Annotated in this window: 15 protein-coding genes; 9 read left to right on the top strand and 6 right to left on the bottom strand. The window is 67.7% G+C overall.

Annotated features, from left to right (window positions below):
• The first annotated feature begins 77 nt into the window (after nucleotides 1-77).
• Nucleotides 78-500, top strand: coding sequence for a ubiquinol-cytochrome c reductase iron-sulfur subunit (locus ACFW6D_RS21475; protein WP_379330678.1), 423 nt, complete (start codon nucleotides 78-80; stop codon nucleotides 498-500).
• A 43-nt stretch (nucleotides 501-543) separates the two neighbouring features.
• On the opposite strand, the gene ACFW6D_RS21470 is transcribed toward ACFW6D_RS21475, so the two are convergent.
• Nucleotides 544-1011, bottom strand: a complete 468-nt coding sequence (locus ACFW6D_RS21470; RefSeq protein WP_379330676.1) for a VOC family protein — start codon at nucleotides 1009-1011, stop codon at nucleotides 544-546.
• 173 nt (nucleotides 1012-1184) lie between these two features.
• Here ACFW6D_RS21470 and ACFW6D_RS21465 point away from each other — a divergent pair, with 173 nt between their 5' ends.
• Nucleotides 1185-2033 (top strand): TIGR03619 family F420-dependent LLM class oxidoreductase, encoded by an 849-nt coding sequence (locus tag ACFW6D_RS21465; RefSeq protein WP_379330674.1) that lies wholly within the window; start codon nucleotides 1185-1187, stop codon nucleotides 2031-2033.
• Nucleotides 2034-2046: 13 nt separating this feature from the next.
• On the opposite strand, the gene ACFW6D_RS21460 is transcribed toward ACFW6D_RS21465, so the two are convergent.
• Both ACFW6D_RS21460 and ACFW6D_RS21455 read right to left on the bottom strand, forming a co-directional pair.
• Entirely contained in the window at nucleotides 2047-2769 is a 723-nt protein-coding gene (locus ACFW6D_RS21460; protein ID WP_379330672.1) for a hypothetical protein, read from the bottom strand.
• On the bottom strand, nucleotides 2766-3656 hold the full coding sequence (locus tag ACFW6D_RS21455) for a hypothetical protein (protein WP_379330670.1): 891 nt from the start codon (nucleotides 3654-3656) through the stop codon (nucleotides 2766-2768). The genes ACFW6D_RS21460 and ACFW6D_RS21455 overlap by 4 nt, the downstream gene beginning before the upstream one ends.
• Before the next feature lie 149 nt (nucleotides 3657-3805).
• Here ACFW6D_RS21455 and lspA point away from each other — a divergent pair, with 149 nt between their 5' ends.
• The 3 genes from lspA to ACFW6D_RS21440 all read left to right on the top strand — a co-directional run bounded on the left by lspA (nucleotide 3806) and on the right by ACFW6D_RS21440 (nucleotide 6145).
• A complete protein-coding gene (gene lspA, locus ACFW6D_RS21450; RefSeq protein ID WP_379330668.1) occupies nucleotides 3806-4423 on the top strand; it encodes a signal peptidase II in 618 nt (205 codons plus the stop codon).
• Nucleotides 4420-5346 (top strand): RluA family pseudouridine synthase, encoded by a 927-nt coding sequence (locus ACFW6D_RS21445; RefSeq protein ID WP_379330666.1) that lies wholly within the window; start codon nucleotides 4420-4422, stop codon nucleotides 5344-5346. Before lspA ends, ACFW6D_RS21445 begins: the two co-directional genes overlap by 4 nt.
• A gap of 82 nt (nucleotides 5347-5428) precedes the next feature.
• Nucleotides 5429-6145, top strand: a complete 717-nt coding sequence (locus ACFW6D_RS21440; RefSeq protein WP_379330664.1) for a hypothetical protein — start codon at nucleotides 5429-5431, stop codon at nucleotides 6143-6145.
• Nucleotides 6146-6256: 111 nt separating this feature from the next.
• Here the strand turns inward: ACFW6D_RS21440 and ACFW6D_RS21435 are convergent, their stop codons facing one another.
• Together ACFW6D_RS21435 and ACFW6D_RS21430 are read right to left on the bottom strand one after the other, a co-directional pair.
• Nucleotides 6257-6448 carry a hypothetical protein gene (locus tag ACFW6D_RS21435; RefSeq protein ID WP_379330662.1) on the bottom strand — a complete coding sequence of 64 codons (192 nt, stop codon included), beginning with the start codon at nucleotides 6446-6448 and terminating at the stop codon, nucleotides 6257-6259.
• Between the two features lie 98 nt (nucleotides 6449-6546).
• Nucleotides 6547-8970: an HAD-IC family P-type ATPase gene (locus ACFW6D_RS21430; protein WP_379330660.1), complete on the bottom strand. Its 2424-nt coding sequence runs from the start codon at nucleotides 8968-8970 to the stop codon at nucleotides 6547-6549.
• Between the two features lie 34 nt (nucleotides 8971-9004).
• Between ACFW6D_RS21430 and rarD the strand changes: the two genes are divergently transcribed.
• From rarD to ACFW6D_RS21410, 4 genes are all read left to right on the top strand, one after another.
• Nucleotides 9005-9922 carry an EamA family transporter RarD gene (rarD, locus tag ACFW6D_RS21425; RefSeq protein WP_379330658.1) on the top strand — a complete coding sequence of 306 codons (918 nt, stop codon included), beginning with the start codon at nucleotides 9005-9007 and terminating at the stop codon, nucleotides 9920-9922.
• A gap of 106 nt (nucleotides 9923-10028) precedes the next feature.
• On the top strand, nucleotides 10029-10949 hold the full coding sequence (locus ACFW6D_RS21420) for an ADP-ribosylglycohydrolase family protein (RefSeq protein WP_379330656.1): 921 nt from the start codon (nucleotides 10029-10031) through the stop codon (nucleotides 10947-10949).
• A gap of 206 nt (nucleotides 10950-11155) precedes the next feature.
• Nucleotides 11156-11608: a hypothetical protein gene (locus ACFW6D_RS21415; RefSeq protein ID WP_379330655.1), complete on the top strand. Its 453-nt coding sequence runs from the start codon at nucleotides 11156-11158 to the stop codon at nucleotides 11606-11608.
• A 128-nt stretch (nucleotides 11609-11736) separates the two neighbouring features.
• Nucleotides 11737-12015, top strand: a complete 279-nt coding sequence (locus ACFW6D_RS21410) for an endonuclease domain-containing protein (RefSeq protein WP_379330653.1) — start codon at nucleotides 11737-11739, stop codon at nucleotides 12013-12015.
• A 14-nt stretch (nucleotides 12016-12029) separates the two neighbouring features.
• Here ACFW6D_RS21410 and ACFW6D_RS21405 read toward each other — a convergent pair whose 3' ends face one another.
• Nucleotides 12030-15269 (bottom strand): arabinosyltransferase domain-containing protein, encoded by a 3240-nt coding sequence (locus tag ACFW6D_RS21405; protein WP_379330651.1) that lies wholly within the window; start codon nucleotides 15267-15269, stop codon nucleotides 12030-12032.
• Nucleotides 15270-15324: the final 55 nt, after the last annotated feature.

Below are 15324 nucleotides of genomic sequence, written 5' to 3'. Positions count from 1 at the left end.
GGAGGGCGCATGGTTCGTTGTCAGGAGAGGAGCCGGTCGGCGTGACGGCATCACACCAACTGAATCGGAGACGACCGATGACTGTCCATGATTTCTCGCTGAACCGTCGCACTGTCGTCGTGGGTGCGGGCGCCTTGGCCGCGGCCGCGACGCTCGCCGCGTGCAGTAGTTCCGGGAAGGACGACACCGCGCCCGCCGCACCACCGGAACCCGGCGCACCGGCGGGCGCGCTGACCAAGGCGGCGGATGTCCCGGTGGGCGGTGGGGTGATCGTCGGCGACACCGTCGTTACGCAGCCGACCGCGGGCACTTTCGTCGGGCTGTCGTCGACCTGCACGCACGCCGGATGTAAGGTCGCGACCGTGGCCAAGGGGACCATCAATTGCCCGTGCCATGGCAGCCGCTTCAATCTGGACGGCACCGTGAAGAACGGACCCGCCAACGAGCCACTGTCCACCAAACCTGTTCGCGTCGAAGGGGATTCGATCGTTCCTGCGTAACCGAACGCGCCACGCCCCGCACCGGCAGGCCGTGGCGATCCGATCAGCCCGCGTCCATCATTTCGGCCATCCGCCGGTCCATTTCCTCCGGCGAGACGTCTTCGATGTGGGTGGCCACCGTCCAGCGGTGACCCCACGGGTCTTCGAAGGCGCCGCTGCGGTCGCCGTAGAACTGGTCGGTCATGGGGGTGATCGCGGTGGCGCCCGCAGCGAGGGCCGCGGTGAAGGCGGCGTCGGCGTCGGCGACGTAGACCATCAGGTTCACCGGGGAGCCGCCGACGGCCTTCGGGTCGCTGAAACCGATCTCGGGAACGGGGTCGCCGACCATCAGTACCGAGTCGCCGACGAGCAGTTCACTGTGGACGACGGTGCCGCCGGGGCCGTCCATCTTCATGCGCACGGTGGCGCCGAAGATCGCGGTGTAGAAGTCGATCGCGGCGGCCGCTCCCACGCAGGCCAGACCGGGACAGATCCTCGGATAGCCCTCGGGGAAGGGAGAAACATCAGACATCGGATACCTCCGTGTCGAGAGTGATGCTCGGACGACCCCCAGCCTATTCCCCCGACACAGCCGGGGAAAGGTCGTCGCGGCTGTGGCCTTTCGGTCGAGCCACGCGACTGGTAGAACTTGGTTCAGGTTGTAGAACCTGTTTCAGTTTTGCTGTCGATGTCGGAGGCCGGGACATGCGGTACGGGGTTGTGTTGTTCACCAGTGACCGGGGCATCACGCCCGCCGACGCGGCCAAGGCGGCCGAGGACGCGGGGTTCGACGCGTTCTACGTGCCCGAGCACACCCACATCCCGGTCGTGCGGGCCGCGGCCCATCCGCAGACCGGTGACTCCTCACTGCCCGACGACCGGTATCTGCGCACGCTCGACCCGTGGGTCGCGCTGGCCACCGCCGCCGCGGTCACCGAGCGGATCACCTTGTCGACGGCGGTGGCGCTGCCCGCCGAGCACCACCCGATCACCCTCGCCAAAACCATCGCCTCCCTCGATCACCTGTCCGGTGGGCGGGTGGAGCTGGGTGTCGGATTCGGTTGGAACACCGACGAACTCGCCCATCACGGCGTGCCCGCGAACAAGCGACGCACAGTGCTGCGCGAGCACCTCGACGCGATGCGGGCGCTGTGGTCGCAGGAGGAGGCCGAATTCGCCGGTGATTTCGTGGAATTCGGCGCGAGCTGGTCGTGGCCGAAGCCGGTGCGCGCAGGGGTTCCGGTCTTGCTCGGAGCGGGCGGCACCGAGAAGACGTTCGGCTGGCTGGCCGACAACGCGGACGGCTGGATAACCACGCCGACCGAAGGTGACCTCGGGGCCAAAATCGAACTGCTGCACCGGGTCTGGAAGGAAGCAGGCCGCGACGGCACGCCGCGGGTGATCGCGCTGGCCGGACGCCACAACGCCGAGCAGCTCGCGAGTTGGGCCGACCAAGGTGTCACCGAGGTGGTCTTCGGGCTGCCCGACAAGAGCGCCGACGAGGTTCGTGGATATCTCGGTCACCTCGGTGGGAAACTCGCCGTATCGGCGTGAGCCCGAAGAGATCTCAGCCGCGGAGTTTGCGTACCTGAGCTGCGGTGAGGTCGGACAGGACGCCGGGATCGACGACTTCCGGCGCCGTGACCACGACCTGAACCAGTGTGTTGCCCACCTGGACGATCGAGGTTGCGGAGGTGAGGGTGAGGCCCTCGCTGGTGGCGGTCACGGTGAATGCCGTGCCGGCGTCACCGGCGGAGGGCTGGCTCAACGCGGCGGCTCGATACTCGATGCGCACGTCCTCGTCTTCACCCGAATAGCTGGCACAGCGCCGAGGTTGGGCTTGCAGCGCGTCGAACGCGGGTGCCAAGGCAGTGTCCGGATAGCTCGCGGCATCGATGTCGATGGTGGCGAAACTCGGTCCCGCGAACTGCACCGACGCGGCGGCAGCCGATCCGGGCCACTGCTGCGAGATCGGTGACAGCAGACGCGCGCAGTCCGGCGGGTCGGTCAGCGCCTTCTCAGGGACCGCGGGCCCGTCGGGCTCGGTGCTCGGCGGCACCACGGCGAAATCACCGGGGAGATCCGTCGCGGCGAGCAGGCCCGCCGACAGCTGTGCCGGGTCCCGCACGACATTGCCGCTGCCGGGCGCAGCGGTTACCGGCCCGGTCCACGGCACGCACGCAGCCCCCGAGGGGCACTCCTCATAGTCGGACCCACAGCCCGCGAGCACCGACAATCCCACGCACGCCGAAACAACCGCGCTCGCGCGCAGCAGACTCCCCCGCATCATTCCGTCCAGGAAACGCGCGTCGACTGCGTCTGTACCAGGGTGCTCACGCTGCGCGCGTCGCGATAGGTCTGCTGACCACCGATCTCGATCGAACCCGAAACCGGCAGCGGCATACCGAGATCGATGGTGATCGACCCGACGCCTTCCATCACGTAACCGTCGATGTCGAGCTCGCCCGCGTCGTTGGGCAGCTCCCACACCAGGTCGGTGGGCGTCTGATTCACCTGTAGATCGATGGTGAGGCGGTCGCCCTCGCGGCTGGTGAGGGTAGCTGTGGCGATCTGGTCCAGGGTGACCCCGCCGGTGATCTTCTGATGCACCGTCCACACCGCACCCACCCCGACGGGCTGATCCGGGAACGCGATCGACTGGTACACCGCCTGGTAGAAAGCCTGTTCGAGCGCCGCCCGCGCATTGTTCGGGGTATCCGGTGACGGGGCCATGCGCAACTCGGTGATCGCGCCGAGGTCGCTCATCCCCAGCCCGGCCTGCGAACCGTCGGCAGCGGTGAACGCCTTGTTGAGCGCGGGGTCGGGGGTGGTGACCGCGCCGACGGTGAGGTCGACGCCGCCGGTGCCCGCGCGGGCGACCATCGGGATGGTGAGCGCGGCGGGCGAGAAGTCGCGGACGGGCTGATCGTTGACCTGCTGCTGGATTCGGTAGTCGGTGCGCAGCGTCACCTCCTGGGTGGTGCCGAGGCCGTAGCGCGGGCGCAGCAGATCGCGCGGCTCCTCGCCGGGCGAGATCATCGTGGTGACCGCCGCCGAGATCGGCACGGTGACTTCCTTGCCGATGCCGAGCGGTTCGGTGCCGTCGACCTCCGCGGCGGGGGCCGAGCGGTCGGCGCACCCGGCGCCGAAGGTCGCGAACCCGAGCACGAGCGCCACCAGTAACACCCCGGGGCGCGCGATGCGGGGTAAGCGAGATCTAGACAACACCGTCACAGGCATCAGGGTACGACCGCTTCCTGAGTAATACCTGGGACTCCCCGGGCACCGCGGCGCAGGCCAGATCACCACTAGGGAATGATGGGTGCGTGAGTGAAGACCGGCCAACCGACCACGCTGCCGTCCCCGAGACCGGCGACGACGCAGCCCCGCAGTCGGCCGCTGCTGTGCCCGAGACCACCGAGACGGCGAAACCCGCTGGTCGCCGCCGTTTGCCGACGCTGCTGATCATCGCCGCCGTGCTGTTCGGGCTCGACCTGCTGACCAAATGCCTCGCGGTGGCCCTCATCCAACCGGGCGAATCGGTGCCGATCATCGGTGATTTCGCACGGTTCACCCTGGTGCGCAACCCGGGCGCGGCGTTCTCGATGGCGACCGGCATGACCTGGTTGCTGACCCTGATCGCCGCCGCGGTGGTGATCGGTGTGATCCGGATCGGGCGCACGCTGCGTTCGCTGTGGTGGGCCATCGGCCTGGGCATGGTCCTGGGTGGCGCGCTGGGCAACCTGGTGGACCGGCTCTTCCGCTACCCGGGCCCGCTGCAGGGCCATGTGGTCGACTTCGTCGCCATCGGCTGGTGGCCGGTCTTCAACGTCGCCGACTCGGCCATCGTGTGCGGGGCGATCCTGCTGGTCGCGCTCACCGTGTTCGGTTTCGAACCGGACGGCACCCGCAGCGGTCGCAAACATTCTGAGGAGACCCATTGAGAGAAACCAGGACCATGCCCGTGCCCGACGGACTCGACGGGATGCGGGTGGACGCCGGTCTGGCCCGGCTGCTCGGGCTGTCGCGGACCGCGGTCGTCGCGCTCACCGAGGACGGCTCGGTACAGATCGACGGAGTCGCGGCGGGTAAGTCCGACCGGCTCACCGCAGGCGCGTGGCTGGAAGTGATCTTCCCCGAACCCAAGCGCGAACTCACCGTCGAGGCCACCCCCGTCGACGGGATGAACATCCTCTACGCCGACGACGACATCGTCGCGGTGGACAAGCCGATCGGCGTCGCCGCGCACTCCGGTGTGGGCTGGACCGGCCCGACCGTGGTCGGCGGGCTGGCGGCGATGGGTTACCGCATCTCCACCTCGGGCGCGCACGAACGCCAGGGCATCGTGCACCGGCTCGACGTGGGCACCTCCGGTGTGATGGTGGTGGCACAATCCGAACACGCTTACACGATGCTCAAGCGCGCCTTCAAGGAACGCACGGTCGACAAGCAATACCATGCACTCGTGCAGGGACACCCGGATCCGAGCAGCGGCACCATCGACGCGCCGATCGGGCGTGCGCGGGGCAATGCCTGGAAGTTCGCAGTGACCGGCGACGGTCGCCCCAGCGTGACCCACTACGACACCATCGAGGCGTTCCAGGCGGCCAGTCTGCTGGATGTGCACCTCGAAACCGGCCGCACGCACCAGATCCGCGTGCATTTCTCGGCGGTGCGCCACCCCTGCGCGGGTGACCTCACCTACGGCGCCGACCCCACGCTGGCCAAGCGTCTCGGCCTGGAACGGCAGTGGCTGCACGCGCGTCAGCTCGGCTTCCACCATCCCGCTGACGGTCGCTGGCTCGAGATCACCAGCGAGTACCCCGCCGATCTGGCGGGCGCCTTGGACGTATTACGTAATGCCTGACGACCCGCGGTCGTCCGAACCGGCGCCGGATACGGCGCCGGACGACCGCGGGGAACCGCCTGCCGAACAGGCGGGAGCGACAGTGGACGACAGCGCGTCCTTCGAGAACATGCCGGCGGCGGGGTCGCAGGCCGACGAGAGTCGATTCTCGATGCGTAATGCCGCCGTCTACGGGATCGCGGCGATCGGTGCGGTGATTCTGCTGGTGGTCGCGTTCCGGGAACCGGCGCCCGCCTCGGCGGTGACGACCGATCGGCTGGGGCCCGCGCCGGGTGAGCAGGTCGAGCAGTACCTGGCCGACGCACGGACCTCCCTCGACGGCGGCGACACCGACCCGCACTGGGCACTCGTTTCGTTCACCGAATACCTGACGCCCCAACAGCTTCCGGCCGCGGCCGAGGGATTGCGGATCTCCGGGGTGATCCAGCACGTGCCGGTCGATCGAGTGCAGACACCGGTGATCACCGTCGCGACCCCCGGCGGTGACGAGCCCGCGGTGAAGTCCGGCGAGGCCGCCGCGGGTTTGGTTGCGGCACAACAGGTCCGCGATCAGCGCAGCGCGGAAATCGCCCGCCTCACCGAGAGCCGCTTGCGGGCCGGCTGCGCGTGCACGGCCGGGATCGTGGTACGCGGTTCCCTGCCCGAATTACGTGACCTCGCAACGCAACCCGACATCAGGGCGGTGCAGGCGCTCCCGGCCGACGCCGTCGCGGGCCGATTCGCGGTGAGTCCACTGCTGCCCGGCAGCAGCAATACCGTCACACCGAATCCCGACGACGGCCCTGTTCCCTCCGAGTAGATCTCCGGCGAGCCGCGACCGTGGGAGTCGCACACACCCGAACCGAGACCACCGATTACCCTGTGCCGCTGAAATAATCAGCTCGCACAGCACTGTCGCGCCCCGGTGCGGTCAGATCGCGCGGCGCGTCTCGGCCAGCTCCCACAGTGCGCGGGCCCGATCGACATCTCCCGCCTGGTCGTACGCCGCCGCCATTAATTCCAGCGCATCGACGTCGAGTCGATCGATCTCTCCGATGAGGTCGGAGAACAGATCGTCCAGTTCGTCGGGGGTCACCGGGTGGTCCCGAGACGGTGCGAGCACGACAGCGTTACCTCCATAACCGGCAAAGGTACTCCAACACCGAATGTTCGTCCGGCGCAAGGGTTCTCGAAGCCGCTCCGGCCCGGGTCAGCGATCGATCACGCCCCCTGCGCACCCACCGGCGGAAAGAGCTTGCCCGCACCGGCGGTGCGCCGCGCCTGCACCCACCAGGCCAGTTCGACCAGCGCGATGCCGATCACACCGCACACCACCGCGGCCAGGGTGAGCCGCGGGTTGGTGGGATCGAGTTTGAAGAATTCGCGGGTGAACGGGATCGTGAACAGCGCCACGTAGGCCAGCACCGAGACCGCGATCAGCACCACCTTCCACCACACATACGGTCGCGCCACCAGCACCAGCACCCACACCGCGATCATGATCAGCGTGATCAGCGCGGTGGTGCCCGCCTGCACCTTCTGGGTTTCGGTGGCTTCGGGTCCGGCGTAGGCGATGAGGTAGGCCACGAACGTCGCGATGCCGATCACCACGCCCGAGGGCACCGCAAGACGCATCACGCGGCCGACGAAGCCGGTGCGGGCGCGCTCGTTGTTGGGGGCCAGCGAGAGGACGAACGCGGGGATGCCGATGGTGAACCAGGCCGCGATGGTGACGTGGCGCGGCAGGAACGGATAGCCGATGGGGTCGTAGCCGAAGATCTGCGAACCGACGCCCGCGATGCCGACGAGGAACGCCAGCAGCACCGAGTACACGGTCTTGGTGAGGAACAGGTTCGAGACGCGTTCTATATTGCCGATCACCCGGCGACCCTCCCCCACCACATACGGCAGGGTCGCGAACTTGTTGTCCAGCAACACGATCTGCGCCACCGCGCGAGTGGCCGGGCTGCCCGCGCCCATCGCGACACCGATGTCGGCGTCCTTGAGCGCGAGCACGTCGTTGACGCCGTCACCGGTCATGGCGACGGTGTGGCCGCGCGACTGCAAGGCGCCGACCATGGCGCGCTTCTGGTCGGGACGCACACGGCCGAAGGTGGTTTCGTGATCGAGCACGTCGGCAAGGGCTGCCTGGTCGTCGGGCAGGGTGCGGGCGTCGACGGCGTGGTCGCCGCCGGGCAGGTCGAGCGAGGAGGCGACCGCACCGACCGAGACCGCGTTGTCGCCGGAGATCACCTTGATCGAAACCTGCTGACTCGCAAAGTATTCGAGGGTTTCCTTGGCGTCGGGACGGACCTTCTGTTCGAGGACGACCAGCGCGGCGGGCTCGACCTGACCGGGCGCGTCGTCGGCGTCGACCGGACGGTCGCTGCGGGCCAGCAGCAGCACACGCAGACCCGAGGAGCCGAGTTGCTCGGCGTGGGCGGCATCGGCGGAGGCGGGGTCGAGGAGCACGTCGGCGGCGCCGAGCAGCCAATCACCGTGGGCGCCATAGGAAATGCCGCTCCACTTCTTGGCCGAGGAGAACGGGGCGATAGCGGTCTGCGACCAGGCGGGCGAGTCGGGCAGCGCTTCGGCGATGGCCTGGACGCTGGCGTTGGGGCGCGGGTCGTCGCCCGCAAGCGCGGCCAGGACTGCCTTCACCTGTGTTTCGTCGAAGGCGCCGAGGGGTTCGACCTGCGCCAGGCGCATGCCGTTCTCGGTGAGGGTGCCGGTCTTGTCGGCGCACACCACGTCGACCCGGGCAAGGCCCTCGATCGCGGGCAGTTCCTGCACGAGGCATTTGCGTTTGCCGAGGCGCACGACACCGACCGCGAAGGCGATCGAGGTCATCAGCACCAGGCCCTCGGGGACCATCGGCACCAGTGCGGCAACCATGCCGGTGACGGCCGGACGCCACGATTCGCCGCTCGAGACGAGCTGGTTGTAGATGCTGAGCAGGCCTGCGGGGATGAGCAGGTAGGTGATGAATTTCAGGATCTTGTCGATGCCCGAGCGCAGTTCGGAGTGCACCAGCGTGAACTTGCTGGCTTCCTCGGCCAGTTTCGCGGCGTAGGCGTCCTTGCCGACCTTGGTGGCACGGTAGGCGCCCGAACCCGACACCACGAAGCTGCCCGACATCACCGGCGCGCCGACGCCCTTGTCGATCGGGTCGGCCTCACCGGTGAGCAGCGACTCGTCGATTTCCAGTGCGGCGGCTTCTTCGACCTCGCCGTCGACCACGATCTGGTCGCCGGGGCCGAGCTCGATCAGGTCGTCGAGGACCACCTCGCCGGGCGCGACCTGCTTCGCCACGCCGTCACGGCGGACCGTCGGCTTGGCCTGGCTGACGATCGCCAGCTCGTCCAGAGTCCGCTTGGCCCTGACCTCCTGGATGATGCCGACCGCGCTGTTGGCCACGATGAGCAGGCCGAACATGCCGTCGATGATCGAGCCGGTGGACAAGACCAGCAGGAACAGCACACCGAGGATGGCATTGATGCGGGTGAACACATTCGCCCGGACGATCTCGCCGACCGAACGACTCGCTCTGGCCGGGACGTCGTTGGTGCGCCCGTCGCGGCGGCGCTCGTCGACCTGTGCGGCGGTGAGCCCGGCGGCCGCGGGCTCCTGCACGGAAATGGACATGACCGTCAGGTTAGTCGGTCGTATCATGGGATGAATGCAGCGCAGCCCGTCCCCGCCCGGTGTCGTTTTCGGTGCGGGGGCCTATCTCATCTGGGGGTCGTTCGCCGCCTTCTTCGGGCTGCTGGCGTTTGCCTCACCCGCCGAAGTGGTGGCGCAACGAATCGTCTGGACGCTGGTCGTGGTGTTGGCCGTGCTCACGCTGACCGGACGGCTGGGCAGCCTGCGCGGAATCGATGCCAGGACCTGGCGGTTGGCCGCGGCGGCCTCGGCGGCGTTGTCGCTGAACTGGGGTGTGTACGTCTTCGGCGTCACCACCGGCCACATCGTGGAATGCGCGCTCGGCTACTTCATCAACCCGCTGGTCACCGTCGCCATCGGTGTGCTGCTGTTCCGCGAGAAACTCACCAGGGCGCAGTGGGTGGCGTTGGGGCTCGGCGCGCTGGCGGTAGTGGTGCTGACCGTCGACTACGGCAGGCCGCCGGTGATCGCACTGATCCTGGCCTGCTCGTTCGCCGCCTACGGGCTGGTGAAGAAGGTGATCCGCCTGGATGCGCTTCCCGGCATCGCGGCCGAGGGCATCGTGGCGGTGCCGTTCGCGCTGGCGTTCCTGATCGTCCTGATGGCCACCGGCCGCAGCGAAATGACCTCCAGCCCCGCCCATTTCGGCCTCATGCTCGCCACCGGCCCCGTCACCCTGCTCCCGCTGCTCCTGTTCGCCGTCGCCGCCAAGCGCGTCCCGCTCTCGACCATGGGCATCCTCCAATACCTCACCCCCGCCCTCCAGATGGCCTGGGGCGTAGCAGTCATGCACGAACCCATGCCCGCCTCCCGCTGGGCAGGCTTCGCCCTGATCTGGACAGCCCTCGCGGTATTCACCACCGACGCCCTGCTCCGGGCTCGCCGTAGCCGTCAGCCCTCTGTGGCCGAGCCGACGGACGTCATCGCGCAATAGCTCGATTCGGTGTCGCACCGGCGAGAAACGTCGTAGTTCGCAAGCCGACCGGTAGGCTCGATAACTGGACAATCGGATAGTGGGCGCCCGAAAGGGGTGGGTTTTCGTGCATGACGCGGGGTACACGGATCGGGTCGCTGGGGTGCTTGTCGGGACTGCGGCTGGTGATGCGTTGGGGGCCGGGTACGAGTTCACGCATCCTGGGCCGGATGTGGTGATCGATATGGTCGGTGGTGGTGTGTTCGACTGGGCGCCGGGTGAGTGGACCGACGATACGTCGATGGCTTTGGCGGTCGCGGTGGCTGCTGCGGGTGGACCGGGGATCGATCTCGATGCGGTCGCGGCGGGGTTCGTGTCCTGGTTCGACTCGAAGCCGCCCGACATCGGGAATCAGACTCGAACTGTGTTGTCCACCAGGCCTTCCTCCGCGTTGGATATGCAAGCCGTGGCGATGTCGCTGACGGGGCGAACCGGGGGTAACGGGTCGCTGATGCGGACTGCGCCGGTGGCGTTGGCTTATCTCGATGATGCCGAGGAATGTGTGGCGGCGGCAGGTCGGGTCGGGTTGCTCACGCACTACGACGAGCATGCGGTCGAGGCGTGCAAGGTGTGGACCTACGCGATTCGGCATGCTGTGCTGAACGCTGATTTCGACGGGGTTCGCGAATATGTGAGCGGCTCACCGCAATCGGCGTATTGGACCGAGCGGCTCGACGAGGCGGAGAAGGGCACGCCCGCCGATTTCCCGAACAACGGGTGGGTGGTGCACGCGCTGCAGACCGCGTGGTGGGCGATCACGACCACCGACCAGTCGACACCAGAACACCTTCCGCTCGCCCTCGAAGCGTGTGTCCGCGCCGGCAACGACACCGACACCACCGCCGCCATCGCAGGCGGCCTCCTCGGCGCCCGCTGGGGAGCCTCCGCCGTCCCCGCCCCCTGGCGCGCCCTCCTCCACGGCTACCCCGGCCTCACCGGCGCCGACCTCCCCGACCTCGCCCTCCGCATAGCCACCAACTCCCACTAACCCCAACTTGGACCATTGATCACCATGTCCTGGTGCAGTCCGCTCTCGGGCGATGCTTGCACCAGGGCATGGTGATCAAATGTCCAGTGTCGGGGTGTGCGGCGGTGTCGGTGGGGTGGGGGACTATGGGTCGTATGGGGGTATTGGTGGGGCCTTTTGTCGGGTCGTGGGCGGTTGCGGCGGGTCTGGTTACGAGGTGGCAGTTGGTGCACGACTTCGTGCAGATCGCACCTGATGTCTATGCGCGTCGGGGGATTCCGCTGGATGCGGTTGGGCGGGCTCAGGCTGCGGTGCATTGGACCAAGGGGGCCGGGGTTCTGGTCGGCCTGTCCGCTGCGGTGTTGTGGGGAACCGCGTGGATCGAGGCTGATTCTCCCGCTGAGGTGGCGTTGCCGAACTCGCGCAAGGCGCCGTCGGGGATCCGGGTGATCCAGGCGCGGATCGCCCGACACGAACGATGCGAGGTGAACGGGTTTCCGGTGACGACACCGGTGCGGACCGCGTTCGACCTGGGATGTCGGCTCCAGCGCGATCGCGCCGTCCAGGTCATCGATGCACTGTGCCGGGCAACGAAATTGGCGCCGAGCACGATTTCGGCCTTCGCCGACGAACACCCCGGCGCACGCGGCTGCGCACAGCTACGCGCACTACTCCCCTGATCGATCCCGGTGCAGAATCACCACCGGAGTCACGGACCCGCCTACTCCTGGTCGATCACGGCCTCCCCACGCCAACCACCCAGGTCGTAGTCCGATCCACCACCGGTGCATTCATAGCCCGACTCGACATGGGCTGGAAACAATGGCGAGTAGCAGTCGAATACGACGGCGCCCAACACTGGACCGACCCGAAACAACGAACAAAAGACATCGACAGACACGCAGCCCTGACCGAACACGGCTGGCACATCATCCGCGTAAGCGCCGACCTACTCCACAACCGCCCCCACACCCTCCTGACCCGAGTCCACACCGCCCTCACATCCCGAGGAGCTCGACTGGACGGACGATCACCATGTCATGGTGCGAGCATCGGCCGAGAGCCGACCAGCACCAAGACATGGTGATCTTGAAATGGGTGTCACCAGGCGGTGATGGTGGGGCCGGGGGTCCAGGTGCCCCAGTGGGTTTGGGGGTTGATGTCGACCTTGGCCGGGGTGGCGGTGGTGTCGAGGGGGAGGTATTGCTCGAGGGAGCCCCAGTCTCGGTCCCAGTCGTTGTTGAGGTAGGTGGGGAGGGTTCGGGCGGTGAAGAGGAGTTGGGTCCAGCCGAGGGGGCCGCCGCCGTCGTGGCCCTGCCAGAGGTTGGTGATGGTGGCCGTATTGCGGTCGGGCAGGATTCGGAATTCAGGAAGATCGGCGACACCGTTGTAGGTGGGCATTTGGTTCTGACACGGGAAGTGCAGTCCCACAGCCCAATCCAAGAGCACGGGGCTGGTGCGACCGACGACGGTACTCAAGGTGGTGGTCTGCGGCATGCGCGGCGGGGTGACGGCCAGCCACTGATCCGCGCCGAGATCTCTGTCGGTCGCAACCAGACGGATGACGTCGGTGTCGGCGGGCAACTGGTCCATCGGAACGCGCAAGTTGCGCCACATGGGAGCTGGGCCGATATCGATCGGGGATACCTGACCCGAGATGGCGACGGAGCCATCCGCCGCCGTGGTTCCGTACTCGACGGCGAGTTCCTGGCCGGGGCGGACGACGCCGTCGGCATCGATCGAACGAATCCGGCCTGCCGCCGACAGCGCGAGCAGCGGGCCACGCGGGCCGTCGGGCAAACGGAACCAGCCGGTGGTCAACGAAGCAGGTTCCTGTGTACCGGGTCGATAGCTACCCATGACTGGGGTCGTCGCATGGTCGAGGCCGAACGGCAGTTGCAGCGATCCCCGCCGTGATTCCGAGCCCGCGGAGGTCGACGCGTCACGAAGCTTGTCCGGATCGTCGGAAACCGAGTTCGCCTGACCTGTCGTCGATTCCACTTCGTCGGAAACGAGTACCGGTGCGACACCGTCGACTTGGAAGCCGGCCGACTCTGTTCCTCCCATAGCGGTCGCGAGATCACCGTTCAGCGGCGCGAGCATCGACGCATTCGGATCCGTTTCGACGAGGACCTCGTCAGCCATGGCGCACCCACCGGCGAAGGCCGCAGAGAAGTTGGAACTTGCCAGCGAGTAGGCCGGATACTGAGCGACGGTGGCTTTCGCGAAGGATGCCACCTCGAACAGCACGATCATCGCGGCCGCGACAGCGAGTACCGGCAACCCGCCTATTCGCCCGGTCAGTCGCCCTGGCTTCGGATCAGGGTGGATGTGGAACCACGCGGCGACGGCGAGTGCCAACACTGTGAGGCCGACGAACACGGTCGAGATGCCGAACCCCGCGACGGTCGGCGGCTTATCCCAGAACGGGATGCCCCACGCGGAGACGTACCAGTAGCCGTTCGCACCAACGAAGGTCACAGCGAGCGCAAAAAACAGGGCGGCGGCGAACAGCGCGCGGTTACGCACCGGACGCAACACGTTCGGACTCACGGCCACTGCGGTCACTGCGGCAACACAGGCAGCCAAGCTGGCGAACACGCCGAACTGGTGGGTCCACTTGGTGGGCGAGAACATCATCAAAACCATGGCAGCGGCGGTGATTCCGAGGATGCGCCGAGTCGGGCCGACCGCGGTGCCGGGGATATGCCCACCGCGACGCAGCATGATGGCGATGCAGACGACCAGACCGAGCAGCATCACGAACACGCCGAAGCGTCGGGTCAGCCAGCCGTCGGCATTGAGTTGCAGCAGGAACTGGTAGCGCAGAAATTCGAAGAACCAGGACTCCCCCGGCCCGATCACGCTGTGCACGGCGAACATCTCCCGCACGCCCGCGAAGGTCCGGTCGGCGAACACCACGGTCATCACGACAGCACCGGCCGCCAGAATCGGGAGCAACTGGGCGAGGTATCCCACCGTCTTCGCTCGCTTCACGATCACGGCGGTGACGATCCGCGCACCGGCGACCAGCGCGCCCAGGCAGATCAGGCCCGAGGGCGCGCCGGTGAGGGTGAACGCCGCCACGATCACCGCGAACGCGAACGGCAGCAGGCGACGGGTCGCGATCGCTCGTTCGACACAGACCCAGGTGACCAGAACGCCCAGTGCGACAACGAATTCCGCGCGCAGGCCGTTGTTGTAGGGCAGCCAGAAGGCGAGGAAGACGAAGGCCGCGGTCCAGGTGGCGACGCGTTCGCGCCGCACCGCGACGCCGAGGCGGGGCAGCACTTCGCGGCTGATCAGCCACCAGGTGAGGATGCCTGCGCCGAGGGCGGGCAGGCGGACCAGCGGGCTGACCGCGGAGATGTGGGTGAGCCAGCCGATGATGTCGACATAGGGGGTATAGAACGGGCCCTCGTCGACGCTGAACCAGCGGTAGTAGTTGGACATGTTGCCCGAACTCTGCGCGCCCCTTGCCATTCCGAGGATGTAGCCGTCGTCGGAGGTGTTGGCGCCGATGAAGTGCCAGACGAGCAGGACCGAGAACACCAGCCAGTCGACGGGGCGCAGTCGCCACCAGCGTTGCGGCAGGAATCGGCGCGCGGCGCGGCCGTCGAGGGCGTCGAGGCGGTGCAGGGCGAACAGCGACAGCGCCGTGGCCAGCAGGCACAGCACGATCGCGGCGAGTTTGAGCCAGGTGGGCGAGGACGTGTAGCGGGCGTCGACGTCGACGCGGACCGCGAGGTCGGCGGGGGCGGCGCCGGTCAGTTCGCTGAACACGCCGACGACCTGGGGTCGCAGATCGGCGGCTACGGCGGCGCCTTGACCGAGACCTGTTGTGGTGACGGTGGATTCCTGCGGCGTGATCGCGATCGCCAGCGCGCAGGAACTCCCGACCACCTGCGCGAGCGGTGCCGTCCAGATCAGCGTCGAGCGCGAGACGACGTCGACCCGGCCGGGACGCTCGGCGGTGTCGGCGACCACCTTGACGACGAAGCCGTACTTCTCCATGTCGGCCGACTGACGCGGCACGGTCGAGACCGCGACGCCGCCGGTGGCGGACAGAGAACTCAACGAGGCACACGGCACCGTGGCCGTCAGGGCGGCTGGCGCGTAGGCGATGAGCGGCGATTCGACCGCGGCGGGCGAGCCCTGCTGGGGCCAGGACACCGTCGCGGCGTCGACCCGGACGGGCAGGAACGGGATCACCGCGGCACTGAGAATGCCGATCAGTCCGGCGACGATCGCGACGATGCGCGCCCACCCCGCGCGATCACGTCGCACCGGCTCCGACACATCCCTGGGCGGATGCCCCTGCCGCACGATCGTCTCTACCACGGGGCCCGATAGTAGCCGCGTCGTCGGCAGCAGGCGAAACACCGTCACGACCGGC

Origin of the sequence: Nocardia sp. NPDC058705 (assembly GCF_042749305.1) — a bacterium.
Lineage (GTDB): Bacteria > Actinomycetota > Actinomycetes > Mycobacteriales > Mycobacteriaceae > Nocardia.
The sequence above is the reverse complement of the archived record's forward strand: the minus strand, read 5'-3'. Positions and strand labels throughout refer to the sequence as shown.

Coding starts and splice junctions, on each gene's coding strand:
- rarD (WP_379330658.1), top strand. CDS start 9,005: ATGCAGCGCAGCCCGTCCCCGCCCGGTGTCGTTTTCGGTGCGGGGGCC.
- ACFW6D_RS21470 (WP_379330676.1), bottom strand. CDS start 1,011: ATGTCTGATGTTTCTCCCTTCCCCGAGGGCTATCCGAGGATCTGTCCC.
- ACFW6D_RS21460 (WP_379330672.1), bottom strand. CDS start 2,769: ATGATGCGGGGGAGTCTGCTGCGCGCGAGCGCGGTTGTTTCGGCGTGC.
- ACFW6D_RS21410 (WP_379330653.1), top strand. CDS start 11,737: ATGGGCTGGAAACAATGGCGAGTAGCAGTCGAATACGACGGCGCCCAA.
- ACFW6D_RS21465 (WP_379330674.1), top strand. CDS start 1,185: ATGCGGTACGGGGTTGTGTTGTTCACCAGTGACCGGGGCATCACGCCC.
- ACFW6D_RS21430 (WP_379330660.1), bottom strand. CDS start 8,970: ATGTCCATTTCCGTGCAGGAGCCCGCGGCCGCCGGGCTCACCGCCGCA.
- ACFW6D_RS21475 (WP_379330678.1), top strand. CDS start 78: ATGACTGTCCATGATTTCTCGCTGAACCGTCGCACTGTCGTCGTGGGT.